The organism is Mesorhizobium sp. WSM4817, from assembly GCF_055811135.1.
The window spans coordinates 1-25,509 of sequence record NZ_JBVVQQ010000021.1 but is presented as its reverse complement, the minus strand read 5'-3'; the positions used below and the strand labels follow the sequence as shown (position 1 = coordinate 25,509).

At 63.3% G+C, this 25,509-nt stretch carries 20 protein-coding genes and 1 pseudogene; 18 read left to right on the top strand and 3 right to left on the bottom strand.

Translation table 11 applies throughout. The features are described from left to right. Nucleotides 1–32: 32 nt before the first annotated feature. Complete coding sequence (locus AC0L2K_RS24890; RefSeq protein WP_023799957.1) at nt 33–980, bottom strand: choline ABC transporter substrate-binding protein; 948 nt, start codon at nt 978–980, stop codon at nt 33–35. Between the two features lie 236 nt (nt 981–1,216). On the opposite strand from AC0L2K_RS24890, the gene AC0L2K_RS24885 reads away from it, so the two are divergent. The 8 genes from AC0L2K_RS24885 to AC0L2K_RS24850 all read left to right on the top strand — a co-directional run bounded on the left by AC0L2K_RS24885 (nt 1,217) and on the right by AC0L2K_RS24850 (nt 11,609). Then, nucleotides 1,217–1,828, top strand: coding sequence for a thymidine kinase (locus AC0L2K_RS24885; RefSeq protein ID WP_128169406.1), 612 nt, complete (start codon nt 1,217–1,219; stop codon nt 1,826–1,828). Nucleotides 1,829–2,049: 221 nt separating this feature from the next. Next, complete coding sequence (locus tag AC0L2K_RS24880) at nt 2,050–3,138, top strand: hypothetical protein (protein ID WP_023799959.1); 1,089 nt, start codon at nt 2,050–2,052, stop codon at nt 3,136–3,138. A gap of 29 nt (nt 3,139–3,167) precedes the next feature. Beyond that, nucleotides 3,168–4,313 carry a hypothetical protein gene (locus tag AC0L2K_RS24875; RefSeq protein ID WP_027151017.1) on the top strand — a complete coding sequence of 382 codons (1,146 nt, stop codon included), beginning with the start codon at nt 3,168–3,170 and terminating at the stop codon, nt 4,311–4,313. 24 nt (nt 4,314–4,337) lie between these two features. Then, nucleotides 4,338–6,248: an AAA family ATPase gene (locus tag AC0L2K_RS24870; RefSeq protein WP_473532565.1), complete on the top strand. Its 1,911-nt coding sequence runs from the start codon at nt 4,338–4,340 to the stop codon at nt 6,246–6,248. A 220-nt stretch (nt 6,249–6,468) separates the two neighbouring features. Beyond that, nucleotides 6,469–7,773: a DUF6638 family protein gene (locus tag AC0L2K_RS24865; protein WP_473532564.1), complete on the top strand. Its 1,305-nt coding sequence runs from the start codon at nt 6,469–6,471 to the stop codon at nt 7,771–7,773. A gap of 50 nt (nt 7,774–7,823) precedes the next feature. After that, a complete protein-coding gene (locus tag AC0L2K_RS24860) occupies nt 7,824–8,966 on the top strand; it encodes a DUF2333 family protein (protein ID WP_128247185.1) in 1,143 nt (380 codons plus the stop codon). A gap of 158 nt (nt 8,967–9,124) precedes the next feature. Further along, a complete protein-coding gene (locus AC0L2K_RS24855; RefSeq protein ID WP_287344740.1) occupies nt 9,125–9,520 on the top strand; it encodes an ester cyclase in 396 nt (131 codons plus the stop codon). A gap of 409 nt (nt 9,521–9,929) precedes the next feature. Then, on the top strand, nt 9,930–11,609 hold the full coding sequence (locus tag AC0L2K_RS24850) for a formate--tetrahydrofolate ligase (RefSeq protein WP_473532563.1): 1,680 nt from the start codon (nt 9,930–9,932) through the stop codon (nt 11,607–11,609). A gap of 316 nt (nt 11,610–11,925) precedes the next feature. Here AC0L2K_RS24850 and AC0L2K_RS24845 read toward each other — a convergent pair whose 3' ends face one another. Then, a complete protein-coding gene (locus AC0L2K_RS24845; RefSeq protein ID WP_473532562.1) occupies nt 11,926–12,573 on the bottom strand; it encodes a cysteine hydrolase family protein in 648 nt (215 codons plus the stop codon). 124 nt (nt 12,574–12,697) lie between these two features. Here AC0L2K_RS24845 and AC0L2K_RS24840 point away from each other — a divergent pair, with 124 nt between their 5' ends. The 6 genes from AC0L2K_RS24840 (at nt 12,698) to AC0L2K_RS24815 (ending at nt 20,703) form a co-directional block, all read left to right on the top strand. Continuing rightward, nucleotides 12,698–13,684 carry a helix-turn-helix domain-containing protein gene (locus AC0L2K_RS24840; protein ID WP_473532608.1) on the top strand — a complete coding sequence of 329 codons (987 nt, stop codon included), beginning with the start codon at nt 12,698–12,700 and terminating at the stop codon, nt 13,682–13,684. Nucleotides 13,685–14,045: 361 nt separating this feature from the next. Continuing rightward, a complete protein-coding gene (locus AC0L2K_RS24835; protein WP_023797878.1) occupies nt 14,046–14,507 on the top strand; it encodes a membrane protein in 462 nt (153 codons plus the stop codon). Continuing rightward, complete coding sequence (locus tag AC0L2K_RS24830) at nt 14,504–15,880, top strand: FAD-containing oxidoreductase (protein WP_473532561.1); 1,377 nt, start codon at nt 14,504–14,506, stop codon at nt 15,878–15,880. The genes AC0L2K_RS24835 and AC0L2K_RS24830 overlap by 4 nt, the downstream gene beginning before the upstream one ends. Before the next feature lie 108 nt (nt 15,881–15,988). Beyond that, nucleotides 15,989–17,044 carry a succinylglutamate desuccinylase/aspartoacylase family protein gene (locus AC0L2K_RS24825; protein WP_473532560.1) on the top strand — a complete coding sequence of 352 codons (1,056 nt, stop codon included), beginning with the start codon at nt 15,989–15,991 and terminating at the stop codon, nt 17,042–17,044. A 307-nt stretch (nt 17,045–17,351) separates the two neighbouring features. Then, nucleotides 17,352–19,541, top strand: coding sequence for an anthranilate synthase (locus AC0L2K_RS24820; protein WP_473532559.1), 2,190 nt, complete (start codon nt 17,352–17,354; stop codon nt 19,539–19,541). Between the two features lie 232 nt (nt 19,542–19,773). Continuing rightward, complete coding sequence (locus tag AC0L2K_RS24815) at nt 19,774–20,703, top strand: cation diffusion facilitator family transporter (protein ID WP_473532558.1); 930 nt, start codon at nt 19,774–19,776, stop codon at nt 20,701–20,703. A 447-nt stretch (nt 20,704–21,150) separates the two neighbouring features. On the opposite strand, the gene AC0L2K_RS24810 is transcribed toward AC0L2K_RS24815, so the two are convergent. Next, nucleotides 21,151–22,260 carry a hypothetical protein gene (locus tag AC0L2K_RS24810; RefSeq protein ID WP_473532557.1) on the bottom strand — a complete coding sequence of 370 codons (1,110 nt, stop codon included), beginning with the start codon at nt 22,258–22,260 and terminating at the stop codon, nt 21,151–21,153. A 111-nt stretch (nt 22,261–22,371) separates the two neighbouring features. Between AC0L2K_RS24810 and AC0L2K_RS24805 the strand changes: the two genes are divergently transcribed. The 4 genes and pseudogenes from AC0L2K_RS24805 (at nt 22,372) to AC0L2K_RS24790 (ending at nt 25,340) form a co-directional block, all read left to right on the top strand. Further along, nucleotides 22,372–22,809 carry a DsrE family protein gene (locus AC0L2K_RS24805; protein ID WP_473532607.1) on the top strand — a complete coding sequence of 146 codons (438 nt, stop codon included), beginning with the start codon at nt 22,372–22,374 and terminating at the stop codon, nt 22,807–22,809. 152 nt (nt 22,810–22,961) lie between these two features. Continuing rightward, nucleotides 22,962–23,631, top strand: a pseudogene (locus AC0L2K_RS24800) (SDR family NAD(P)-dependent oxidoreductase). Between the two features lie 46 nt (nt 23,632–23,677). After that, nucleotides 23,678–23,983, top strand: coding sequence for a putative quinol monooxygenase (locus AC0L2K_RS24795; RefSeq protein ID WP_287344716.1), 306 nt, complete (start codon nt 23,678–23,680; stop codon nt 23,981–23,983). Nucleotides 23,984–24,257: 274 nt separating this feature from the next. Continuing rightward, the gene (locus AC0L2K_RS24790) at nt 24,258–25,340 is read left to right on the top strand and encodes an AbrB family transcriptional regulator (protein ID WP_473532556.1); all 1,083 of its coding nucleotides are present in this window, start codon (nt 24,258–24,260) and stop codon (nt 25,338–25,340) included. The last annotated feature ends 169 nt before the right edge of the window (nt 25,341–25,509 follow it).

Below are 25,509 nucleotides of genomic sequence, written 5' to 3'. Positions count from 1 at the left end.
CGAACCTCCCACACGGGGGAGGTATAAGTTTGCTACGAACCCAGTGCGGTTTTCACCGCGGCCGCGGCGTCGCCGCCGTCGAAGGTCGTCACGCCGGCGAGCCATGGCGTCATCGCGTCCGGATTGGCCTTGAGCCATTCGGTGGCCGCGGCTTTCGGGTCGGCGCCGTCATTGAGGATCGCACCCATGATCTCGTTTTCCATCTTGAGCGAGAACACCATGTTCTTGAGCAGCGCGCCGACGTTCGGGCATTCGGTGGTGTAGCCGGCCCGGACATTGGTGGCGACGGTCGCGCCGCCGAAATTCGGGCCGAACACCTCGTCGCCACCCGACAGATAGGCCATCTTGATGTTGGCGTTCATCGGATGCGGCTCCCAGCCGAGGAAGACCACGTCTTCGCCCGATGCGGCCGCCTTCTGCACCGCCGACAGCATGCCGGCTTCGGAGCTTTCGACAAGCTCGAAATCCTTCAGGCCGAACTTGTCGGCAGCGATCATGTCGAGGATCAGGCGGTTGCCGTCATTGCCGGCTTCGATGCCGTAAATCTTGCCGTCGAGCTTGTCCTTGAATTTGGCGATATCGGCGAAATCCTTCAGACCGGCATCATAGGTGTGCTGTGGAACGGCGAGCGTATATTTCGCGCCTTCCAGGTTGGTCACGACCGTCTCGACCGACTTGTCTTCGAGATAGGGTTTTATGTCGGCTTCCATGGTCGGCATCCAATTGCCAAGGAAGACGTCGACGTCCTTGTTCTTCAGCGAGGTGTAGGTGACCGGAACCGACAGCACCTGCACGTCGGGCTCGTAGCCGAGCGCTTCGAGGATGACGCTGGCGGTAGCGGTGGTGGCGGTGATGTCGGTCCAGCCGACATCGGCAAAACGCACCGGCTTGCAGCTTTCCGGCTCGGCGGCGAGTGCACCGCTCGCCGAAAGAAATGCCGCCAGACCGAAGCCGGCGGCGAGTAGTTTCATACGCGACATCTGTATTCTCCCATTGTGATCTGTCGGCGAAGCGAAATTGCGGATTTGTCTCCGCCTTGTTTCGTCAGCCAAACACCATTCTGGTGCGGTTTCAAGCGATAAGACAATCGCGATCAACGGCGCGGGCTGGCCGACCAGCGACAGATTCGCCGCTTTTCCGGTGGCCAGGCGCTTTTCCGGTGGAACGTCGGGACGCCCCCTCCCCGCGTTGGGACAACTCGGCTTAAAGAGGCGGCATGGCCAAGCTGTACTTCCACTATGCGACGATGAATGCCGGCAAGACGACGATGCTGCTGCAGGCCTCCTACAATTACCGCGAGCGCGGCATGATGACGATGCTGTTCGTCGCCGGCCACTACCGCAAGGGCGACACCGGGCTGATCTCGTCGCGCATCGGCCTGGAGGCGGAGGCTGAGATGTTCCGCGACGGCGACGACCTGTTCGCCAGGGTCGCCGAGCATCACGACCACACGACCGTGCATTGCGTCTTCGTCGACGAGGCGCAGTTCCTCGAAGAGGAGCAGGCGTGGCAGCTTGCCCGCATCGCCGACCGGCTGGACATCCCGGTGATGTGCTACGGCCTGCGCACGGATTTCCAGGGCAAGCTGTTTTCCGGCTCGCGCGCGCTCCTGGCGATAGCAGACGATCTGCGCGAGGTGCGCACCATCTGCCGCTGCGGCCGCAAGGCGACGATGGTCGTGCGCCTCGGCGCGGACGGCAAGGTGGCGAGACAGGGCGAACAGGTGGCGATCGGCAAGGATGTTTATGTCTCGCTCTGCCGCCGCCATTGGGAAGAGGAAATGGGCCGCGCCGCGCCCGACGATTTCATCGGCTTCACCAAGGCCTGAGCAGCGCCGTCGGCGACGCTGCCGATCTCCCCCCTTGCGGGCCCTTGCGGGGGAGATCGGGTGCGGCTTCGGCTTTTCGCCAATCACCAGCGGTGGAAGGCAGGCCGATGGGTCGGGTTTTGTTTGAGGTATCGCGGCATCTTCCGCCTTTCCTTCCCCCCTTGCCATACATATATTCGCGGCGTTCGCGACACGAACAATTGCCGAAGCGGGAGGCTCCTATGGCGACATTGCAGAATTTCGATGCCGAAATTGCCAAGACCAATCAGGTCGTGCAGGACATGCGCACCAAGATCGAGCAGTCCGGCGCCGTGCTCGACACGCTCGCCAGGACCGACAGGAAGATCGGCGACGCCAATTTCGACCTCGAGAATGCCCGCATCGAGGATGTGCTGAAGCAGCAGAAGGTGATGGAAGGCAACATCGCCGACCTGATCATCGGGCTGGAGGACGCCACCAACGTCTTCGGCGCCGAATTCGAGAGCATGAAGAACTACACCGGCTGGGAAAGCTTCGTCGGCATATTTTCCGACCAGAGCAAGCAGCGCATGCGCACCGACCGCGTCCGCAACATGTCGCTGGCCGGCAATCTGCAGGAGCTTCTGGCGAAATCCGACACCATCGTCGGCATCCTCAAGGCGCAGAAGCAGATCCTCGACCAGCGTTACAAGACCTCCGAGGCCAGCCTGTCGCAGGTGATCGAGCGCCGCAAGGCAACCATGTCGAATCTCGAGACCGTGCAAAAGCGCATCGAGGAGCTCAATCCGATGCTGCTCGACATCGAGAACAAGATCGCCGCCTCGACCAGCCAGAAGGAGCGCACCGAGCTTGAGGGCGAGCGTTCGAAACTGGCAACCGAGTACAACGAGAAGCAGGCCAAGGAGCAGGAACTGCTGGCCGAAAGCCAGACGCTGGAGCGCTACACCTCGATGTTCCAGACCTTCGTCGATTCGCTCAACAACCAGATCGCGGCGCAGTCGACGCTGATCAACAAGCTGACCATCGATACCGAGCAGCGCATCGTGCTCTACAAGGCCCTGGAAGATTCGCTGAAGACCGCCGCCCAGCAGGACGTCGCTCACAAGATCAACACGCTGGGCAGCCAGGTCGACAACACCGCCGAGGAAACCATGGCCGGCATCGGCGCGGCCTCGCAGAAGCACATTGGCGATCTCCTCGAAATGCACGAGAAGAACATGGTGGCGACCGCCGACATCCAGCGCCGCAAGAAGCTGGCCGACGATGCCTTTGCCCGCCGCTTCGACGACGTGCTGAAAAAGCACAATGCGGCAAACTACGTGCAGTCGTAATTGCTGCATATCTCCCAAGGGCTGGCTGCATGACCCCCGAAAACGAAGCCGCAACGCGGTATTTCTCGGCGATCACCGCGGCACTCAGCGGCCTCGAAGTGTTCATGCGCGACGATCGCTCGCCGCTCTACCGGCACGGCATCGTCGCCAAGATCGTCGCCGAATACATTGCGCGGCTCGACAACTCGTTTTCCTGCTGGCGCAACCGGCTGGGCTTCATGGAGACATTCCGCATCTCGCGCGCCGAAAGCGGCTTTCCGGTCTTCCAGAACGTGCTCGAACTGGAAAACGACCGCCGCCAGGCCGATACGCGTCTCGCCAACATACCGCTGGCCGACGAGTTGCGCGAGGAAATGGCCGACTTCATCCTGCGCCACAAGGAATTCCCCGAGGCGCTGCAGAAGTCGATGGCCGAGCGGCTCTATCTGGAAGGCGTCAGGAGCGAGACGACCTTCGGGCCGTTCACCTTGGCGCAGACGGCAAAAGTCTCGGTCAATCCGAAGACCAGGCGGCCTTACTACCTCGCCCATTGGGCAGCCTTCGACGGCAGCGCCAACCTGCCGCTGGTCTACATGGTGACGGTCGAGGATTCCTCCGAAGAGATGATCGGGCAGCTTGTCGACCGCAATGGCAAGCTCAACGAAAAGGTCGACATTCCGCTTCCGGTTGAAGGACTGCTCAATCCCGAGCTTGCCCACCGCTTCGACGACTTCACGGAGAAGAACTCCGCCTATACGCTGTCGCCGGCCACGATCGCGGTCAACCTCGACAAGGATTTCGAGCAACTCCACCCCAAGCAGCTGCGCCGCGTCGTGCTCGGGCCTTTCTATTCGGCCGGGATCACCGACAACAATTCGACGGTGACCGACATTCTGGACAAGGTGCGCAAGCCGGAAAACGCCTGGCTGCTGACCTGGACCATCCAGGAGGTTTATTCGAAATCCGAAAAGCCAGGTCGCAAGGGGTTGTTTTCGAGCGAGAAGGCGACGCAGGAATTCTTCATCGACACCGACGATCTGGAGGCGGCGCGACAAGGCGTGTCGAGCTACGAGAAGCACGCGCTGATCCCGCATGAGGCCTATCAGGCGCTCTACGCCGCCGGCGAGGCGCAGAAGATCTTTTCCGGCTACAAGGTCCACATCCTGTCCAAAGGACAGGTCATCAGTGACGTCTGACAGTCAAACCGCGGAGCATCCTTCATGGACACCGGCCTGACCACGATTTCGGAAGCGGCAATCGAAAAGCACCGCGCCGCCGCGCAGAGCTTCATCACCCGCATCGTCGTGCTGGAGGACCCGTCGCGGGAATCCGGTACCGCACTGGCCGGCACCAACCGCCGCTTCGTCTCGACCGTCTCGGTCGGCTCGGTGCGCCGCACGCGCGAGGTGGAGCTTTCCAAGACCGTCGCCGCCGTCCATCCCGACGACCAGCTGCTGAGCATTGCACAGCACATGCTGCTTTATCGCACCCGGCGCGGGCTGGCGATCGCGCTGGCCATCGCCGATGTCTTCGCCGAAGGCTCAGATCTCGAGAGCCTGAAGGCGAAAAACGCCCGCGCGCCGCTCGAAGGCGACGAGGCCGCCGCCTTCAAGAAGCTGCTGTCGGCCTCGGCCTATATTTCGGCCTTCAGCCTCGCCTCCTATCTGTTCCAGCTGATCGACAGCGACGGCGAGGCGCCGAACGACACGCCCGAGCCGGACTTTTTGTTCGACACGCCGCAGGACGCGGTGAAATCGATCGTGGCCGGCCTCGACAGGGCGATAGCAGGCGCGAAGGACGACGCCGATCTGATGACCCGGGCGCGCGCATTCGCCCGTGTCGTCATCGACGGGCTTTTGGCGCGAAAGGGCCGCTTCGACGGCATTGGTCCGTTTGAGAATGCGCATATCCGCATCGACGTCGACGACTTCACCCTCGACGGCTTCGACGTCGCGCCGGGCAAGCGGTCGAAGCCGCTGGTGATGACCTTCAAGAAGCCGGAAGAGGTCGTCGGCAACCACATCGCCAAATACCAGTCGGTCAAGCTCGCCAAGATGCTGATGGCATACGATTTCGAGCGCGAGCTGAACCCGTTTGTCGAGCTCGGCGGCTTCCTGTTCACCTTCATCGGCGACGGCGCGCCCGGCACCGGCAAGACGACGCTGATCCAGATGATCGCCGGTCTCGTCAACGGCTACTGCCAGGTCGCCGGCTATCCCTTCGCCTACGAGAATTTCGGCGTCGACCAGATCTCCTCCTACCAGGGCAAGTCGGGCCAGAACTGCCGCCAGTTCATCAACAATGTGCTGAACTCGCGCGTCATCGGCTTCGGCACCATCGACGATATCGACCAGGTGGCGGCCCGCCGCTCCGACGATCGCGCCTCGGCCGGCCAGCAGGAAATCACCGGCGTCCTGATGGACGCATTCGGGGGTGCGGCCACGGTGGTGCGCGGCAACTGCTCCTTCGGCATGTTCTCCAACTATCCCGAAAACGTCGACGACGCGCTGCGCCAACGCGCCGGCGCCCGCTGGCTGGTCGATGGGCCCCAAACGCGCGACGACTATATCGACATCTTCGTGCTGCTCGCCGGCAAGAACCACAAGATCCCGCTCGGCGACCACAAGCTCTATGCCGCCCAAGAAATCCAGCGCGCGGTGATGGAGGCCTATGAAGAGCACGAGAAGCCCAGGGAAGACGGGCTGATGAAGGTCTATGAGCGCTACATGAAGGAGAACGGCGCGCCGAAGTCGATGGCCGACATCGGCACCTATCTGCACATGATCAAGGAGGCCGAGCCGCGCTTCACCGGCCGCGCCATCAAGAATGTCACCGATGCGATCAAGATGCGCGCCATGGACATCGAGTTGCCGGACGAATGGTTCGAGAAGCCTGAAGTCTTCATGCACAAGAGCTACGACGACAAGAAGGCGATGATCGAGGAACTGCGCGGCCCGTTCTCGATGGACATGGTCATGCAGGAGGTCAACCGCTACGCCGACTCGGAGTTCCGCTATTCCGACAAGTCAGACGACGCCGCAGTGACCAAGATGATCCGCGACACCCGCCTGCGCGACCGCGCGGTCCGCGAGATCGAGGAGCTGAAGAAGAAGGGCCTGTGGAATGCGTGAGACGCGCCGACGCTCCCTTCTCCCCTTGTGGGAGAAGGTGTCGCCGAAGGCGACGGATGAGGGGTGCTCCAGCTTGGCGCCGATGGCGCTCCGTCCAGCACCCCTCATCCGTCTCGGCGCTGCGCGCCGATCCACCTTCTCCCACAAGGGGAGAAGGGATGCCCGCGCCCCTCATCCGCCCTTCGGGCACCTTCTCCCCGTGAACGGGGAGAAGAGATAGATGAGCCCCGCCAGGAAGTCCGACCTTTTGCGCGAGAACGAGCTGATCTATGGCCGGCTGCTGACCATCGACGAGCCGCATCTGATCCAGCGCTACAACAAGGCTTTGGTCGCCTTTGGCCTGAAGCCGACGAAGCTGAAGAGCTTCGAGATCGACCGCACCGGCTTCTCGCCGCAGGTGGCCGAGGAATGCGGCGACTACAGCTATCTCGATCCCAACGAGATCAACCGCCGCTTCATCATCCTGACGCCGTCGCAGGTCGACCTGCCGGTGGTCCACACCGCCTTTTCCAACACCTCGCAGCTGATGTTCGAGTTCATGTCGACGAACCAGCGCGCCATCGACGCGCTGACCATCAAGGATGTCATCTATGGCGAGATCGAGGATTCGGTCCCCAAGGTCGACGACATCGAGGACCTGCTGTCGATCAACCAGGTCGAGTTCAAGGTTCTGTCGGCGGAGGACGTGCTCGGCAAAGCCGCCGAACTCGGCAAGCTCGTCGACCGGTTGAAGCAGGAGCCGGACGCCTGGCGCGACAGCGCCATGCTCACCCGCATGGTCGAGCTTGCCAAGATCTGCGGCGACATCCGCGAGAACGCGCTGGTGCCGGATCAGGTGATCTTTCGCCACAGCGCCTATTGGACCAGCCATTTCGGCGGGCTCTATGTGTTCATCGACCCCGACATGACGACGGTGATCAGCGACCCGGCAGCACCCGGCTTCCGCCGCTCGCGGCCGTGGCAGGTGAGCTACCTCTCGATCAACGATGCCGACAGGGTGTTCAAGTTCCTTGCCGCGACCGGCCGCATCGAACTGCCTCGGGCCTCGTGGATCGAAACATCAGGCTATCTCGAGCACCGCGCCGAAATGGTGGTGCGGGCGCTGATCCGCGACGCCGAGCCCGACCGCAACCTGACCGACGTCGACAAGGTCTGGCTGCAGACCTGGATCCACAGCCATGCCGACCTGATCACCAGGGACGGAAATTTTCCCTTTCTCAACGCCGCCAAGCGCGAGATCGCTCACCTCGGCTATCTCAAGATCGAGGACGTTTTCCCGCAGCAGCGTTTCCTGGTGATCCGGGCCAAGCCCGGCCACCCCGACGCCTGGCTGACCAACCAGCTGATTTCGGATTTCGTGCCGCAGGACTTCGTCTCGCGCTACGTCTTCAACAAACCGGGTTTTTACAGGGACTATGACGGCTTCAGCGACGCCTGGCGATCGCATGTTGTGGACGTTCTGAAAACCACATATCTGAAAGACAAGGTGGCGTTTCGCACACGCCTCTACGGCCTTACCGATTGAATGCCTAACCTTATCGAATACTTGGCTGACTGACGAGGGGTGACATCGCCATGCTTGATCCGATCGTGAACTTCTTCACACGGATGTTCCAGTGGATCGGCCGCGGCATCGGCTTCGCCGTCGGCGTGATCCTGTGGCCGTTCCTGTGGGCTGGGCGCTGGTATACGCAGCGCGGCTGGATCCTGAAGGCGGTGCTCGGCCTCGCTCTGCTCATGCTGATCGGCCTCTACGGCTATTTCATCTGGAACACGCAGGTCTGGAGCAATTTCAATCCCGCCTATGCGGAAGCATATAGGTTCACGCAGCCGGCCGGAACCACGCCGGCACAGCCCGCTCCTTCCGCCACCGGGGAAACTGCTGGCGTCGAGGGAGAGGTCAAGACCTGCACCCACTCGGCCATTGTCCAGGTTACGGCCGATCTCATCGATTTCAACGTCAACGAGAATGCCTGGATCTCGTCGATGATACTCTACAAGCTCGGGCTCTTCGGCATGGACTGGGACCGCACGCCGTTTCTCGACAACAAGGCCTCCTTCCAGCGCGGGGTCAATCAGGCCATCCGGCGCACCACGGTCGAGCTTGTCGACACGCTGGGCCGCGTCCGCGGCACCAGCCAGATCGACCAGAACCTGCAGGATGCGCGCGGCGCGATCACCTTCGACGAGGAAACCTGGTACTTCGGCCTCAGGCCCTTTGGTCCGAAAACTCCGACGCCGAGTTTTTATCGCACGGCGGCGAGCAGCCTTCGCGCCTTCAACGACCGGCTCATGAAATGCGAGGTTGTCTTCAACGCGCGCGCCGACAATCTGTTGCAGTTCGTCGATCGGATCGCGAGTGACATAGGCTCGACGTCGGATCTGATCCGTGACCGTTCGCAGAACTTCAACAGCGGCTGGTTCGACACGCGCGCTGACGACCGCTTCTGGTTCGCCTACGGCCAGCTCTACGGCTATTATGGCATCCTGACGGCGGCGCATCACGATTTTCAGCAGATCCTCGACAATCGCGGCCTCACGCCGCTGTGGAACAGCGTGGAAGGCCAGCTCAAGGCAGCGCTCGCCATCCAGCCTCTGATAATCTCCAACGGCCGCGAGGATGGCTGGATCATGCCCACCCACCTCACCACGATGGGTTTCTATGTGCTTAGGGTTCGATCGAACCTCGTCGAGGTCAGGTCTGTCCTGGATCGGTGAAGCAAGCGATTGGTGAAAGACGCCTTGGCTTGAATCACCGCTGGCCCCGTCGGGATCGGCGACGTGCTGACGCAGCAGTTCGGCTGCGCATTGCGAGGAGCGGAACCTGATCGTCGCGCCGTCGTTCAACCGTGGGCGGCAGCCAGCGAGGACACGCGATGGATATCCGGGAATTTGCTCGAAATTTCTATGCCACGATCGATGCGCAAGACTGGGATAAACTGGCCGGTCTGGTCTCTCCGGATCTCACCGTTCATCTCGCCAGCGCCAATCCGATCGGCTTTGATGACTGGCGAAAATCCCTGACCGAATTCTTTGTTGGTTTCCCGGACGGACATCACGTCATCGACGACTTTGTCGGCGATGCCGACAAAGTGGTCACGCGCGGTCGCTTTCAGGGCACGCACACCGGCATCTTCCACGGCGTCGAACCGAGCGGAAATTGCGTCTCGGTTGGTGTGATTAACATTGATCGCGTCGAGAACGGCATCGTGGTCGAACATTTCGGCCAGCTTGACGGCTTGGGGCTGATGCACCAGATCGGTGCATTCTAATGCATGTCGCGCAAAAGCATGCCCTTGGGCCTGAACCGAGGGTGCGCAGCGGATTTGCGATAACGACATGCATCAAGCAAGAACTTAAAGCGCGTTGACGCGCTTTGGCGCCACCGCTCGACACGCCGACCGGCGCTCGAACCCTGTCGCATTCCGTGCATTCCGCGGCTGTTTTGAGACGGCAGGACGGCGCGTGCTCTGGCTTCTATACGGCGCGACAACCCGCGAAGATCCGGGTCAGGTCGACCAGGAGCCGTCTTTCTCTATAGGAAACATAGTTGCATGCAAGTTGACGCCACGGCAGCGACAGGGGTAGAACGTGCCCTCGCCTGCAGCGCCAGGCTGTTCCGAACAGGCTTGCGACCACACTGATCAAACCCGTCACCGTCCAATCCAGAGGAAAGCCGCCATGGCCGAAGTGAAGTCCGACATCGAGATCGCGCGCGCCGCCGACAAGAAGCAGATCCAGGCGGTCGGCCAGAAGATCGGCATTCCAAGCGAGCATCTTTTGCCTTACGGCCACGACAAGGCGAAGATCTCGGCCGAGTTCATCAAGTCGGTGAAGGCAAACAAGGACGGCAAGCTGATCCTCGTCACCGCCATCAACCCGACGCCGGCCGGCGAAGGCAAGACGACGACGACGGTGGGCCTCGGCGACGGTCTCAACCGCATCGGCAAGAAGGCCATCGTCTGTATCCGCGAGGCCTCGCTCGGGCCGAATTTCGGCGTCAAGGGCGGCGCTGCCGGCGGCGGCTATGCGCAGGTCGTGCCGATGGAGGACATGAACCTCCACTTCACCGGCGATTTCCATGCCATCACCACGGCGCATAATTTGCTTTCGGCGCTGATCGACAACCACATCTACTGGGGCAACGAACTCGGTATCGACATCCGCCGCGTCGTCTGGCGCCGCGTCATGGACATGAACGACCGCGCACTGCGCGAGATCATTTGCTCGCTCGGCGGCGTCGCCAACGGTTTTCCGCGCGAGGGCGGCTTTGACATCACCGTCGCCTCGGAGGTCATGGCGATCCTGTGCCTCGCCACCGACCTGAAGGATTTGGAAAAGCGCCTCGGCGACATCATCGTCGCCTATCGCCGCGACAAGTCGGCCGTCTATGCCCGCGACCTCAAGGCCGACGGCGCCATGGCCGTGCTGCTCAAGGACGCCATGCAGCCCAACCTCGTGCAGACGCTGGAGAACAACCCGGCCTTCGTCCATGGCGGCCCCTTCGCCAACATCGCGCATGGCTGCAACTCGGTCGTCGCCACCACGACGGCGCTAAAACTTGCCGACTATGTCGTCACCGAAGCCGGTTTCGGCGCCGATCTCGGTGCCGAAAAGTTCTTCGACATCAAGTGCCGCAAGGCCGGCCTGAAGCCGGCGGCCACGGTCATCGTCGCCACCGTGCGCGCCATGAAGATGAATGGCGGCGTCAAGAAGGAAGACCTCGGCAAGGAGAACGTCGAGGCGGTGAAGAAGGGCTGCGCCAATCTCGGCCGTCACATCGAGAATGTCAGGCAGTTCGGCGTGCCTGCGGTGGTCGCCATCAACCATTTCTATTCCGACACCGACGCTGAAATCAGGGCGATGAAGGACTACGTCGCCTCGATGGGCGAAGAGGCGATCCTGTGCAAGCACTGGGCCCACGGCTCGGCCGGCATCGAGGAACTCGCCAACAAGGTGGTGACACTCGCCGAATCCGGCTCCTCGCAGTTTGCGCCGCTCTATCCCGACGCCATGCCGCTGTTCGAGAAGATCAACACCATCGTCCAGCGCATCTATCGCGGTTCCGAAGCGATCGCCGACAAATCGGTGCGCGACCAGCTCCACGCCTGGGAGCACGCCGGCTACGGCAACCTGCCGGTCTGCATGGCCAAGACGCAGTACTCGTTCTCGACCGACCCGAACCTGCGCGGCGCGCCGACCGGCCACACCGTGCCGGTGCGCGAGGTCAGGCTGTCTGCCGGTGCCGGCTTCATCGTCGTCATCTGCGGCGAGGTCATGACCATGCCCGGCCTGCCCAAGGCGCCGTCCTCGGAGAAGATATTCCTCAACGAGATGGGCCAGATCGAAGGCCTGTTCTGAGGGCTCGCTGCCCCTCACCCTTGCCTCAGCTTCGGCGACTGGCTGATTGACCAGCGCGTCGACCCAATTCTCAATGTCGGCGCTGCCCCTCATCTGCCTGCCGGCATCTTCTCCCCGTGAACGGGGAGAAGGGGCTAGGCCGCAACCTCGGCACCCATTCTGCAACGCTGTAGATTGGCGAAATCGGCGATGAAGGCATCTTTCTCCCCGTCACTATACGGGGAGAAATGCCCGGCAGGGCAATGAGGGGCGGCGCTGATTTCAACAATTGTCCTTACTTAAGGAACGCGGGAGACGCCTGAACATCTAAGTTCGCCTAAGCGGCGCTCCGCGCCAGCGCGCGCTGGTTGGAGGCATAGGGCGTATCGCGCTCGGGCAGCACGCCGGTCTTCAGGCAGTCGATCGATTGGGCGGTCTTGAGAACGGCGGCGAAGCGCGACTGCAGGACAACAGTCACCACGCGATGGATGTCCTCGGCCGAGGCGTAGCCGGCGCTGTTGGCATAGGGTAGCGACCCCGTTGCATCCGACAGGAACTCGACCGCAAAGCCCATATGGACGGCATGGATGACCGTCGACAGATCGCAATTATGCGTCATGTAGCCGATGACCGTAATCGTATCGATAGCGTTGGCGCGCAGCCATTCCTCGAGGTCGGTGCCGGTGAAGGCGCTTGGCAAGGTCTTTTCGATGTAGTGGTCACGGTTTCGCCTCGCGATCTCGGGATGCAATTCGGCGCCATGGCTGCCCTTGGCGAAGACTGGTGAGGTTTCCGGCGCCAACTGCTTGACGACCACCACCTTGACGCCTGCCTCGGCGGCCGCGTCCATGGCGCGCGCCACATTGGCGACGGTGTCGCGGAAGGGTGGGTGCTTGATGGCGAGATTGCCGCCGTCATAGTCGTTCTGAACGTCGACGACGATGAGGGCACGGCGCGGCGCTTTGCCTTTGGCTGAGTCCGACATGGGGCTTTCCTTTCCCGTTGACATTGATGGGTCGAGGATAGACTCGGCATCAGGCCGCAAAAGTGTCCCGATTGACATAGTTCGAAATAATTGGGACATTCCGGAAATTCTCATGGTGCTTATCATGGCCGATCCGATCGTTGCCGCCATCGCCTTCGATGGCATCAGCCCTTTCCACCTCTCCGTGCCCTGCCTTGTATTCGCAGAGGATCGCACGACGCTCGGCCTGCCGCGCTTCGAGTTCCGGGTCTGCGCGATTGAGGACGGGCCGATCCGCACCGATGCGGGGCTGACCATCAGCGCCCCGCACGGGCTTTCCGCGCTTGATGGCGCCGACATCGTCATCGTGCCCAGCTGGAAGAACCTCGAAGTCCCACCGCCAGCGGCACTGATCGAGGCGCTGCGTCGCGCGCACCGGGGCGGTGCGCTGATTGTCGGATTGTGCCTGGGAACGTTCGCTGTTGCGGCGACCGGACTGCTTTCGGGGCGGCGAGCCGCGACGCACTGGGCTTTTTCCGACCAGCTGCAGGCCCTCTATCCCGACATTCTCGTCGAGCCGGAGGTGCTCTACATCGACAATGGCGATGTCGTGACCTCGGCCGGCGTCGCCGCCGGGCTCGACTGCTGTCTCCACATCATACGGGCTCGCTATGGCGCGGAGGCGGCACTCCGGCTTGCCCGGCAGATCGTGCTTTCTCCTCATCGTCAGGGCGGGCAGGCGCAGTTCATAGAACGCCCCATCGCCAGGACCGGCAATGCCGACCGCTTCGCACAGGCTCTCGACACCGTGCGCAAGACGTTGCACGAGACGCACAGCCTCGACAGTGTCGCCGACATCGCCGGCCTAACCCGCCGGACATTCACCCGCCGCTTCCAGAAAACAATCGGCACCAGCTTCGGCGACTGGCTGACCGACCAGCGCGTCGCGCTGGCGCAGCGGCTGCTGGAAGCAACGGAAAAATCGATGGACACGGTTGCCTTCGAGGCCGGGTTCGGCAGCGCCACCTCGCTGCGCCAGCATTTTTCGGCGCGGCTCAGGACCACGCCCGCGCAGTACCGGCGCGAATTCTCGAAGAACGTTCAGGAGCGCGTGGCGCAGGCGCCGAGGTGAGGCAATCGCTTCAGGTCTGGCGCTGCCCCTCATTGCCCTGCCGGGCATTTCTCCCCGTATAGTGACGGGGAGAAAGACGCCGTCTCCGACGATTTCGCCAACTGTCAGCGTTGCAAAAGGGGTGCCGAGGTTGCGGCCAGCCCCTTCTCCCCGTCACCATACGGGGAGAAGATGCCGGCAGGCAGATGAGGGGCCGCGCCGACGCCGATTGCCATCCAACAAGCTGTCTTTTCTCTGCTCTCTATCCTGCGCTCGCTTCGGGCCACGGTGATCCGTCCTGCTACGCCTCTGGTCAAATGCCGAACCTATGCTAGCCTGCCCCGGCTGGGCTGTCCCAGGCCGTGTGATCGAGGGGCCAATCATGCTGTACATTCTTGCACTTCTCATCGGCGTCGTTGCCGGTCTTCGCGCCATGACCGCGCCCGCCGCCGTCGCCTGGGGCGCCTGGCTCGGCTGGCTGCCGGTCGCCGGAACCTGGGCCAGCTTCATGGGCCACTGGATCACCGTCGGCATCTTCACCATCCTGGCCATTGCCGAACTGGTCACCGACCAGTTGCCGTCCACGCCGAGCCGCAAGGTGCCGCAGCAGTTTGGCGCGCGCATCGCTGTCGGCGCCTTCACCGGCGCGGTGATCGGCGCGACCGGCGGCGCCACCGTCGGCGGCCTGATCGCCGGCGCCATCGGCGCGGTGATCGGCACGCTGGGCGGCGCCGAACTGCGCAAACGCCTGGCGCTGGCTTTCGGCAAGGACCAGCCCGCCGCCTTCATCGAGGACGCGGTGGCGATCGTCGGCGGTCTGCTGATCGTGGCGGCGGTGGCATGACGGCAAAGTCATTCGACGCCATCATCATCGGCGCCGGCCAGGCCGGCCCGCCGCTCGCCGGCCGGCTGACGGCGGCCGGCATGAGCGTGGCGCTGATCGAGCGAAAGCTGGTCGGCGGCACCTGCGTCAACACCGGCTGCATGCCGACCAAGGCCATGGTCGCCAGCGCCTATGCCGCGCATCTCGCCCGCCGCGCCGCCGACTACGGCGTGACGCTCTCCGGTCCGGTCGGCGTCGACTACACGGCGATCAAGGCCCGCAAGGACAAGGTGTCGGACGACGCCCGCGGCAACCTCGAAAGCTGGATTGCCGGCATGGACAAATGCACGCTTTATCGCGGCCATGCGCGCTTCGAGACGTCCGATACCGTGCGCGTCGGCGACGACCTGCTGAGCGCCGGCAAAATATTCATCAACACCGGCGGCCGTGCCTCGGTGCCTGATCTGCCAGGCGTCGACGAGATTCCGTTCCTGACCAACTCGTCGATGATGGATCTCGACGTGCTGCCGCGCCACCTCGTCGTCGTCGGCGGCAGCTACGTCTCGCTCGAATTCGCGCAGATGTTCCGCCGTTTCGGTTCACAGGTCACGGTGATCGAAAAGAGCCCGCGGCTGATCGGCCGCGAGGACGAGGATGTCTCGGCCGCCATTCTGTCCATCCTCGAAAACGAAGGCATCACGGTTCATCTCGGCGCCGGCGACATCGGCTTCGCCAGGCAGGGCAGCGACATTGCCGTGACTTTCACGGCCGGCAAGGCGCCGGCTGTCGGCTCGCATGTGCTGCTGGCAGTAGGCCGGACCCCCAACACCGACGATCTCGGCCTCGACAAGGCCGGCATCGAGCTCGACAAACGCGGCTTCATTGTCGTCGACGACCAGCTTCGCACCAGCGTGCCCGGCATCTGGGCGATGGGCGACTGCAACGGCAAGGGCGCCTTCACCCACACCTCCTACAATGACTACGAGATCGTCGCCGCCAATCTGCTCGACAGCGACCCGCGCAGGGTGAGCGACCGCATCGAGGCCTATGCGCTCTATACCGACCCGCCGCTCGGCCGCTGCGGCATGACCGAGGCAGCGGTAAGAAAGTCCGGCCGCCGCGCGCTGGTCGGCCAGCGCCCGATGACACGCGTCGGCCGTGCCGTCGAGAAAGGCGAGACGCAAGGTTTCATGAAGATCCTGGCCGATGCCGACACCAACGAAATCCTCGGCTGCTCGGTGCTCGGCCCCGGCGGCGACGAGGCGATACACTGCGTGCTCGATCTGATGTACGCCAAGGCGCCGATCAGCACGCTCGCGCGCGCCATGCACATCCACCCCAACGTCTCGGAACTTCTGCCCACCATTGCCCAGGAGTTGAAGCCGCTGGCATAGGCCGGGCAGCCGCGCCCGGCCGAGGAGAGCCTTGCGCCCATAACGTGAAAAGCTGGACCAATCGACAGCGTGTCGACGAAAGGGCATGAGTTTTCCTGGAGGATCATCATGCAGAAATCGATCGAGCGCATTGCCGGCGACAGCGAAGGCGTTTGCTACGAATTCCCGGTCTTCCGCTTCGAGGGAGCGGATAAGGCGGCATCCTCGGCCTATCTGCAGGCCGCACTCCATGCCGGCGAACTGCCGGGGGTCGTCGCCATCGACGCGCTGATGCCGATGCTTGAAAAGGCCGAAGCCGAAGGCCGCATCAAGGGCAATATCACCGTCGTGCCGCAAGCCAATCCGATCGGCCGCGCCCAGTATCATTTCGGCGAGCACCAGGGCCGTTTTCACCTGGGCACGCGCACCAACTTCAACCGCGGCTTTCCGCTGCTGGCCGCGCCTGACGTAAAATTGTTGCCCGACACCACGCTTGGCACTGCCGATCAGCGGCTGAAGACGCGGCTGCTGCAGCTGTCGATCGGCCACGACATCGTGCTCGACCTGCACTGCGACGACGAGGGCCTCGCCTACCTCTATGTCCATACCAGCCTGTGGCCGGCCATGGCGGATTGTGCGGCGGCCATGGGCGTCGATGCGGTGGTCCTGTGGGATGAAGATACCGACGGCACCTTCGAAGGCGCCTCGATCACGCCGTATCTGAAGGTCCCTGCAGAGGTGGCGCGGTTCGACCGGCGCGTCGCCACCACGGTCGAGTATCGCGGCATACTCGATGTCGACGGCGCTCTGGCCGGCGCCGATGCCGAAGGGCTCTATCGGCTGCTGGTGGGGCGCGGCGTGGTCCTGGACCAGGCCTTGTCCACGTCCGGCAGCTTCGCCGGTTTCGTCGCGCCGCTCGAAAACATCGACATGATGCCGGCGCCGCGGGCGGGCGCGGTCCTCTACAAAGTGAAGCCCGGCGACCGTGTGGCAAAAGGCGCGCTGCTCGCCACCATCGTCCATGCGCCGGGTGAAGCCGGCGGCCGCACCCAGCTGTTCGCGCCGCAGGCGGGCATCATCCTGACACGGCGTTCCCGGCGCATCATCCGCGCCGGCGAAGATCTGCTGAAGCTGGTCGGCGACAGGAAAAGCGCCGATGCACGGTCGGGAACGCTGGAGGATTGAGCGGCTCATGCCCTTCTCCACGCCCTCCCCCTTCCCCTTCTCCAGGCCCCTCATTGAATCCAGTTGCGCGGCCGTTCAATCGCCGCTATTGGAATCGCCATGAACATGCGCTCGATCAAGACCGTTTGGTGGTGGGCTCGCTGACAGCGGCCTGTTCGAACGCGTGCGCGTGAAAAATGGAAGGTGGCCGCAGCGGAAATGTCCGGGCGGCCATTTGTTTTTTTAAAGCCATGCCCCGGGTCCGTTGCCCCCAAGACGCTGAAATATCCAAGACGCTGAAATAGCCAAGACGCTGATGGAGACGGCAATGATGACGAAAATTCTGGAGAACGGGGCGGAGCGCTTCGTCACGGCGGGTGGCGTGACGATTACCCGCGAGCGCCATGACCGGCCTTACGAAGGCGCGATCGACGCCTATGTCGACGGGCTGAATGCGCGCCGCGGCGCCGTGTTTTCGTCGAATTACGAATATCCCGGCCGCTATACGCGCTGGGACACCGCCATCATCGACCCGCCGCTGGTGATCTCGGCGCGTGGCCGCGCCATGCGCATCGAGGCGTTGAACAGCCGTGGCGAGATGCTTCTGCCGGTGGTCGGCAAGGCGCTCGGCGGCCTTGACGAGGTGACGATCGCCGAGACGTCGAAAAGACTGATCCGCCTCGACGTGGCCAGGCCCGGCCGTGTTTTCACTGAAGAAGAACGCAGCCGCGTTCCCTCCGTCTTCACCGTGCTGCGCGCCATCACCGCTCTGTTCAAGACAGAGGAAGACGCCAATCTCGGTCTTTATGGCGCCTTCGGGTACGATCTCGCCTTCCAGTTCGATCCGGTCGACTACAAGCTCGAGCGCCAGCAAAGCCAGCGCGACCTCGTGCTGTTCCTGCCCGACGAGATTCTGGTCGTCGACCACTATTCGACCAAGGCCTGGACCGACCGCTACGACTATTCCAGCGATGGGTTTTCGACACAGGGATTGCCGCGCGACGAAATCGTCGAGCCGTTCAGGACCGCCGACCGCATCCCGCCGCGCGGCGACCATGAGCCCGGCGAATATGCCAATCTGGTGCGCAAGGCGATGCAGAGTTTCAAGCGCGGCGACCTGTTCGAGGTGGTGCCCGGCCAGATGTTCTACGAGCGCTGCGAGACACCGCCCTCCGATATCTCCCGCAAGCTGAAGGCCATCAACCCCTCGCCCTATTCCTTCTTCATCAATCTCGGCGAAGGCGAATATTTGGTCGGCGCCTCGCCCGAGATGTTCGTGCGCGTCAACGGCCGCCGTGTCGAGACCTGCCCGATCTCCGGCACGATCAAGCGCGGCGGCGACGCCATTTCCGATAGCGAGCAGATCCTGAAGCTGCTCAATTCGAAGAAGGACGAATCCGAGCTGACCATGTGCTCGGACGTCGACCGCAACGACAAGTCGAGGGTCTGCGACCCGGGCTCGGTGCGCGTCATCGGCCGCCGCCAGATCGAGATGTATTCGCGGCTGATCCACACCGTCGACCATATCGAGGGGCGGCTGCGCGAAGGCATGGACGCCTTCGACGCGTTCTTGTCGCATGCCTGGGCGGTCACCGTCACCGGCGCGCCGAAATTATGGGCGATGCGCTTCATCGAGCAGAACGAGAAGAGCCCGCGCGCCTGGTATGGCGGGGCGATCGGCATGGTCAATTTCAACGGTGACATGAACACCGGCATGACGCTTCGCACCATCCGCATCAAGGACGGCATCGCCGAGGTGCGCGCCGGCGCCACGCTGCTCTTCGACAGCATTCCCGAGGAAGAAGAAGCCGAAACCGAACTGAAGGCATCCGCCATGATCTCCGCCATCCGCGACGCCAAATTAGGCAATGCCGCCGATACCGAACGCGCCACCGCGCGCGTCGGCGACGGCGTCAACATCCTGCTGGTCGACCACGAGGACTCCTTCGTCCACACGCTGGCCAATTATTTCCGCCAGACCGGCGCCAATGTCTCGACCGTGCGCACGCCTGTGCCGGACGAGGTCTTCGACCGGCTGAAACCCAACCTGGTCGTGCTGTCGCCCGGTCCCGGCACGCCGAAGGATTTTGACTGCGCCGCCACCATCAAGCGGGCCCGCGCGCGCGACCTGCCGATCTTCGGCGTCTGCCTCGGCCTGCAGGCGCTGGCCGAGGCCTATGGCGGAGAGCTGCGGCAGTTGCACGTGCCGATGCATGGCAAACCGTCGCGCATCCGCGTGTCGAAGCCGGGTATTATCTTTTCCGGCCTGCCCAAGGAGGTGACGGTCGGCCGCTATCACTCGATCTTCGCCGATCCGGTGCGGCTGCCCGACGGCTTCGTCGTCACGGCCGAGACGGAAGAAGGCGTCATCATGGCCTTCGAGCACAGCAAGGAGCCGATCGCCGCAGTGCAGTTCCACCCGGAATCGATCATGACGCTCGGCCACAATGCCGGCATGCGCATCATCGAGAACATCGTTGCGCATCTGCCGCGCAAGGCCAAGGAAAAGGCGGCTTAGGGCGAGGAGTTTCCGTGTTGAGGTTTGCGCCCTACGTCGCCCCCCTCTGTCCTGCCGGACATCTCCCCCACTTGGGGGGAGATTGTCTCTCATTTCGGCTTTCGCCAATCTCAAGCATTGCAGATCTAGCCCGAATATCTCGCACGACGTCATCCATGACAGCCGATCTCCCCCCTTGTGGGGGAGATGTCCGGCAGGACAGAGGGGGGCGCCGAAGAACGCGGCTTCCTCAATGACAACAGCCGAAATCAAGGCGACCGCCAAGCGCAAGGTCGCCAGCCTCGCCTTCTGGTCGATCATCCTCGCCTTCGTCGTGCTCGGCCTGAAGCTGGCGGCCTGGTACGTCACCGGCTCCGTGGCGCTGTATTCGGACGCGCTGGAATCGATCGTCAACGTCATTGCCTCTGCCGCCGCCTACTGGGCGATCCAGGTCAGCCACAAGCCGGCCGACCAGGATCATCCGTTCGGTCATCACAAGGCCGAGTATTTCTCGGCTGTCCTGGAAGGCGTGCTGATCGTGCTGGCAGCCCTGCTGATCCTCAACGAAGTATGGTGGTCCTTGCGGCACCCCGTGCCGCTCGAACAGCCCTGGACCGGCCTTGCCATCAACGGCGTCGCGACGGTGATCAACGCCTTCTGGGCCTTGACGCTGATCCGTGCCGGCCGTGCCGAGAAGTCACCGGCACTGGTCGCCGACGGCAGGCACATCATGACCGACGTGGCGACCTCGGTCGGCGTGTTCATTGGCCTGGTCGGCGCCGTGCTGACCGGCTGGCAAGTGCTCGATCCTGCTCTTGCCGTCATCGTCGCGCTCAACATCCTGTGGCAGGGCTGGCACGTCATCGGCTCGTCGATGAACGGTCTGATGGACCGCGCCGTCGACACGCAGGAGCACATGCGCATCCGCGACATCATCTCGGCCAATTGCAAAGGCGCGCTGGAAGTCCACGATCTGAAGACGCGGATTGCCGGCCGCGCCACCTTCATCGAGTTCCACCTGGTCGTCGACGCCGACATGTCGGTGGGCGCCAGCCACGTCATCTGCGACCGCATCGAGGATGCGCTGAAGGCGGAAAACCGCTCGGTGCGCGTCACCATCCATGTCGAGCCCGATGACGAGGCAAAACTGCCCAGGGGCACGACGGCCGTGCCGTTCGCGTGAGGCGGCAGCGAACGTCGATGGTCCCTTCAGTGGCAAAATCGCCCCTTGCAGATGGCCGCAACACCCCTCCCTCGTCATCCCAGGGCGGAGCAGGAGCGAAGCGACGTCGCGGAGACCCTGGGATCCATGCCGTTACCTCTGTGGCACACGAAGGCGGACCAGAATCGAGTGCTTCTTCGTCACGACGGGTCCGGAACGGAGGACGACACATTCCGAACTGCTGCATTCTTCGGCGGATGTTACGGCATGGATCCCAGGGTCTGCGCTCCGCTTCGCGTTCACTCCGCCCTGGGATGACGAAGGCATGTTGGTCTCTGGCTAATCGTTGGCGCTGGCGATTGGCAGGCGCACCGCCTGCGAACGACCGACCAGAACGCGTTTGCCTTGCGCATTTCCATCCAGCTCCCGTCATATCCGCCAATTTCCGAACCAAGGATTCGGATCCGATCAAGGCGCGCAGGCAGCCTGCGGCATCGGCTCCAGCCGATAGACCTTGTCGTCGGATGCGGTCTCGCCGACGGTCGCCTTCGAGCAGAGGTCGACGATCGGCAGGCTGCTGTTGGGATTGGCCAGCATCATCGTGCCGTTGGCGCCGCGACGCAGAAAAATTTCCCTGGCCGCGATGTCGCAGGAAAAGTCGCTCGTCCTTCCGCTCGCCACACAGCGCCACTGGTCCGCTTCGCCGTCACAACTGTAGCTCTGCGTGACCTCTACGGCATTCTGGCGCGTGGTGACGGAAATGGCTATGTCGGCGCCATCAGGCCAGTTTGCAGTATCGCCATTCTTGGCGAAGGCGGCCAGCTCGATCGGGCCGCGGAAAACCCGGATGGTGTGGGTAAGTTGATCTGGATGCGAGCCGAGATGCGCGGCATCGTAGTCGCGCCCGTAGCAGAACGGCTGGTCCGGTTTCAGCCGCTCGCGCAGCGGTGCTCCCAGCGCCGGATCGACCGGATCGATGCGCGCGAATTCGGCCTTGCAGGTCTGCGCCGGCATGCGGTCGAGCCGGAAGCCGTCGTCTTCCGTGCCGAGTGCCTGCCTGGCGAACTCCTTTTCGCCAAGTTCATCCTCGGCGCCGGCATCGAGATAAAGGTTGCGATGCACGCCGGAGACGATCAGCCGGCCTTTTTCGTCGACGTTCACCAGGGCCATGGTGCGGTCGCATTCCATGCCGCAATGGATGTCGCCCGATTGCGGATCATCCTTGCCGCACCAGCCGCCGACCCATTCGGGCTTGTTGGCGCCGCGCACCGTCGTCGCCAGAAAACCGTTGTAGCCGGATGGACCACTGCTCGGCTCCTCGGTCGGAGGGCTCACCGGATCGCTGCCATGGTAGAAGAAAATCCGTCCCACCTTCTGGTTCGGGTGCACCTTGAGATGCGCGGCATCGTAGATGCGCCCGAAACAGGCATCCTTGCCGTCCGGGCTGAGTTCGGTGAGCTCGGGCGTATCGTCGGCAAGGGCCGTGCTGGCGACAGCGGCCAGCAAGGCGACAGCAAGTCCGGCGCCCACAATGGTCTTCCCCACAATGGTCTTCCCCCGAATGGTCTTCAATATCATGTGCCCCTCCTCGCCCGACCACTCTTCGCCCGACCACCACGTAACGTCAATTTATGCTAGGATCGGGGCCGAAGCCACGCAATTTGCGAGGACATGCTGGAGAACGACATGATGCGACGCCGCGATATTTTCCGCGCCGGCCTTGCCGGAGCCGCCGGTCTTCTCGGGCTGCGCCAGGTCAAGGCGGCGACCGTGGCAGAGGAAAGGCAGAAGGTCGCCTATCACCTCAGCGACCTCGACAAGGTCGGCTTCGCGCTTAGCAATATCAAGAACCACTATGAGGGCACCGGCGGCAAGGTCGACATCGTGCTGGTCGTGCACGGACCGGCACTCGCCGCCTTCAAGGCGAAGAGCGCGTCGGCTGCCATTTCCAGCCGTTTTTCCGGTCTGGTTCGCGACGGGCTGGCCCCGCATGCTTGCGCCAATACCATGCAGGGCATGGACGTTGCGCTCACCGATCTGCTCGACGGCTTCCATGCCGCCGCGACCGGCGGCGTCGTCAAGCTCGCCGAATTGCAGCGCCAGGGCTACGCCTATTTGCGGCCCTGAACCTCTACGGACTTGAACATGAGCACGGCGAGGCCCTACGAAGAGCAGGAGGACCCCGGAGGAATGCCAGCCACCACAACCGCCCCTGTCACCTCCACCCCTGTCACTTCCGCCCTTGTCACCCCCACTTTGGCGACCTCGCCGGCAAGGCGGTGCTGGTCACCGCGACCGGCATCGGGGCGGCACTTGCACTGGCCTACGCCGCGCAGAAATGCCGCGTCGCGCTGCATTACAATTCAAGTCGGCGAAAACCTGGCCAAAACCACCCGCAACGGCGGTGGCGAGGTATTCCCGGTCCAGGGCGATTTCTCGATCGTTGCCGATGTCGAGCGCGTCGTCACGCACAACATTTCGGCCGGCTCGATGGCCTGGTCAACAATGCCGCCTCGGCCGCGTGCCTTAGCCGAACTGACCGAGGCGCATTACGACCCGGACATCAACGCCCGCTCCGTGCTGACCGCATCACGCAAGGCGATGCCATGGCTGAAACGCCAGGGCGGCTTCATCGTCAACACCTCGTCGATCGCGGCGCGCAATGGCGCCGGCGGCGGCGCCGGTCTTTATGGCTCGGCTCGTCTCCAAAGTGACCCGCGGCATGGCCAAGGATCTGATCGGCTCGCCTCAACGCGGTGGCGCCGGGCAGCATCGCGACCCCCTTCCATGAGCGCTATTCGACCGAGGAGCAGGCCATGGTTGCCACCATTCCGCAGGGCCGCGCCGGCACGGCCGAGGACTGCGTCGGCCTATCTCTTCCTCTCGTCCGCCCTGTTGAGCGGTTGCATCGCCGGCCACGAGGTGAACGGCGGCCAGTTGATGCCGTGAGCGGCGACCTGCATACTTGTCGCAACAGGCAACGGAGAAACCGGCAATGTACGGTCTGATCGGCAAGCTGCGGGCGACGCGCGGCCAGCGCGACGCCATGATGGATGTCCTGCTTGCCAGCACCGGCGCCTTGCCGGGCTGCCTGAGCTACATCATCGCCACCGATCCGGCCGATGCCGACGCGATCTGGGTGACCGAGGTATGGACCGACCAGGCAAGCCACAAGGCTTCGCTGCAACTGCCGGAAGTCCAGGCAGCGATCGCCAAGGCGCGGCCGATCATCGCCGGGTTCGAGTTCCAGGTGGAAACGCACCCTGTTGGTGGGTTTGGGTTGCCGGCGAAGGCGAGCTGAGGGGGATAGGCCGGCGGGACAGCGCCCCCCTCTGTCCTGCCGGACATCTCCCCCACTTGGGGGGAGATCGGCCGTCATCCCGGGTTTCGCCAATCTCTGATGGTGCAAGAGTGGGCGAGACGCTGAAGCCGCCAATCTCCCCCCTCGTGGGGGAGATGTCCGGCAGGACAGAGGGGGGCGCGAAGGATCGCGATGCAAGGCGTTGTACCATCCGCCACCATACTCCCCGGCAAAAACGGTTCGTATTTTTCCGCAACCCATCTAAGAGCCGTCTATGGATTCTTCCCCCAACCCGCCGGCCCTCGAGCATCTGGCGCGGATACCCAAAGTCTGGCAGTGGCTGGCCCTGCTGATCTTCTCGATGCTGTTTGCCGGCGCGCTGGAATTCTGCGCCTTGCCGGCAGCGCTGCTGATCGGGCCGATGCTGGCGGCGATCCTGGCCGGCACCAACGGCGCGACGGTGCGTGTGCCGCGCCCTTTGTTCGGCGCCGCCCAGGCGATCGTCGGCTGCCTTGTCGCCGCTTCGATCTCCGCCGACATCTTTCCGCTCTTCTACAAGGAATGGCCGCTGTTCCTCGGCGTCGTGGTGGCCACCGTTGCGGCGTCCAGCCTGCTCGGCTGGCTGATCAGCCGCTGGCGTATCCTGCCCGGCACCACCGCGGTCTGGGGCTCATCGCCGGGCGCGGCCACCGCCATGGTGCTGATGGCCGGCGCCTTCGGCGCCGACCAGCGCCTCGTCGCCTTCATGCAATATCTGCGCGTCATCCTGGTCTCGATGACTGCCGCACTTGTCGCAAGGGTCTCCACATCAGGCATCGAGACCCCGGCCATCATCTGGTTCCCGCCGATCGATCCAACTGCCTTTGCCGCAACACTTGGCGTGGCGGTCGTTGGCAGCCTCATCGGCAAGCTGTTCAGGCTGCCGTCACCGTTTTTCCTCGGCACCTTCATTTTCGGCACTGCGGTGCATCTCGGCCTTGACGTGACGATGCAGTTGCCGCCCTGGCTGCTCGCCCTCTTCTATACGATGATCGGCTGGACCATCGGCCTGAATTTCACCAGGGCTATCCTGCGGCACGCGACGCGTGCGCTGCCGCAGATCGTCGGCTCGATCATCATCCTCATCGCCTTCTGCGGCGGCCTCGGCTTCATGCTCAGCCATGTGCTCGACATCGATCCGCTGACCGCCTATCTGGCGACCAGCCCCGGCGGCATGGACAGCGTCGCCATCATCGCCGCCGCCGCACAGCATGTCGACATCTCCTTCGTCATGGCGCTGCAATCGGCCCGCTTCCTCGTCGTGCTGCTGGTCGGACCGAGCGTGGCGCGGCTGGTGGCGCGAAGTCTGAGGGAATAAAGCTGCGGCTGCAGAAAGCCCTGCCGCGCTGTCACATAAATGGACCGCAATCTGCTCGCGGCGCTGAAGGACCAGCCCCGTCGCTCAGGATTGCGCTATAAACAGAACCGATCCGAGGAGATATTTATCCCATTCCGATGGCCGGTCGCTCAAGATGAAAGTCTCTCGA

Bases quoted from the DNA above. Each gene is read 5' to 3' on its own strand.
- AC0L2K_RS24890 (WP_023799957.1), bottom strand. From the start codon at position 980: ATGTCGCGTATGAAACTACTCGCCGCCGGCTTCGGTCTGGCGGCATTT.
- AC0L2K_RS24885 (WP_128169406.1), top strand. From the start codon at position 1,217: ATGGCCAAGCTGTACTTCCACTATGCGACGATGAATGCCGGCAAGACG.
- AC0L2K_RS24880 (WP_023799959.1), top strand. From the start codon at position 2,050: ATGGCGACATTGCAGAATTTCGATGCCGAAATTGCCAAGACCAATCAG.
- AC0L2K_RS24875 (WP_027151017.1), top strand. From the start codon at position 3,168: ATGACCCCCGAAAACGAAGCCGCAACGCGGTATTTCTCGGCGATCACC.
- AC0L2K_RS24870 (WP_473532565.1), top strand. From the start codon at position 4,338: ATGGACACCGGCCTGACCACGATTTCGGAAGCGGCAATCGAAAAGCAC.
- AC0L2K_RS24865 (WP_473532564.1), top strand. From the start codon at position 6,469: ATGAGCCCCGCCAGGAAGTCCGACCTTTTGCGCGAGAACGAGCTGATC.
- AC0L2K_RS24860 (WP_128247185.1), top strand. From the start codon at position 7,824: ATGCTTGATCCGATCGTGAACTTCTTCACACGGATGTTCCAGTGGATC.
- AC0L2K_RS24855 (WP_287344740.1), top strand. From the start codon at position 9,125: ATGGATATCCGGGAATTTGCTCGAAATTTCTATGCCACGATCGATGCG.
- AC0L2K_RS24850 (WP_473532563.1), top strand. From the start codon at position 9,930: ATGGCCGAAGTGAAGTCCGACATCGAGATCGCGCGCGCCGCCGACAAG.
- AC0L2K_RS24845 (WP_473532562.1), bottom strand. From the start codon at position 12,573: ATGTCGGACTCAGCCAAAGGCAAAGCGCCGCGCCGTGCCCTCATCGTC.
- AC0L2K_RS24840 (WP_473532608.1), top strand. From the start codon at position 12,698: ATGGCCGATCCGATCGTTGCCGCCATCGCCTTCGATGGCATCAGCCCT.
- AC0L2K_RS24835 (WP_023797878.1), top strand. From the start codon at position 14,046: ATGCTGTACATTCTTGCACTTCTCATCGGCGTCGTTGCCGGTCTTCGC.
- AC0L2K_RS24830 (WP_473532561.1), top strand. From the start codon at position 14,504: ATGACGGCAAAGTCATTCGACGCCATCATCATCGGCGCCGGCCAGGCC.
- AC0L2K_RS24825 (WP_473532560.1), top strand. From the start codon at position 15,989: ATGCAGAAATCGATCGAGCGCATTGCCGGCGACAGCGAAGGCGTTTGC.
- AC0L2K_RS24820 (WP_473532559.1), top strand. From the start codon at position 17,352: ATGATGACGAAAATTCTGGAGAACGGGGCGGAGCGCTTCGTCACGGCG.
- AC0L2K_RS24815 (WP_473532558.1), top strand. From the start codon at position 19,774: ATGACAACAGCCGAAATCAAGGCGACCGCCAAGCGCAAGGTCGCCAGC.
- AC0L2K_RS24810 (WP_473532557.1), bottom strand. From the start codon at position 22,260: ATGATATTGAAGACCATTCGGGGGAAGACCATTGTGGGGAAGACCATT.
- AC0L2K_RS24805 (WP_473532607.1), top strand. From the start codon at position 22,372: ATGCGACGCCGCGATATTTTCCGCGCCGGCCTTGCCGGAGCCGCCGGT.
- AC0L2K_RS24795 (WP_287344716.1), top strand. From the start codon at position 23,678: ATGTACGGTCTGATCGGCAAGCTGCGGGCGACGCGCGGCCAGCGCGAC.
- AC0L2K_RS24790 (WP_473532556.1), top strand. From the start codon at position 24,258: ATGGATTCTTCCCCCAACCCGCCGGCCCTCGAGCATCTGGCGCGGATA.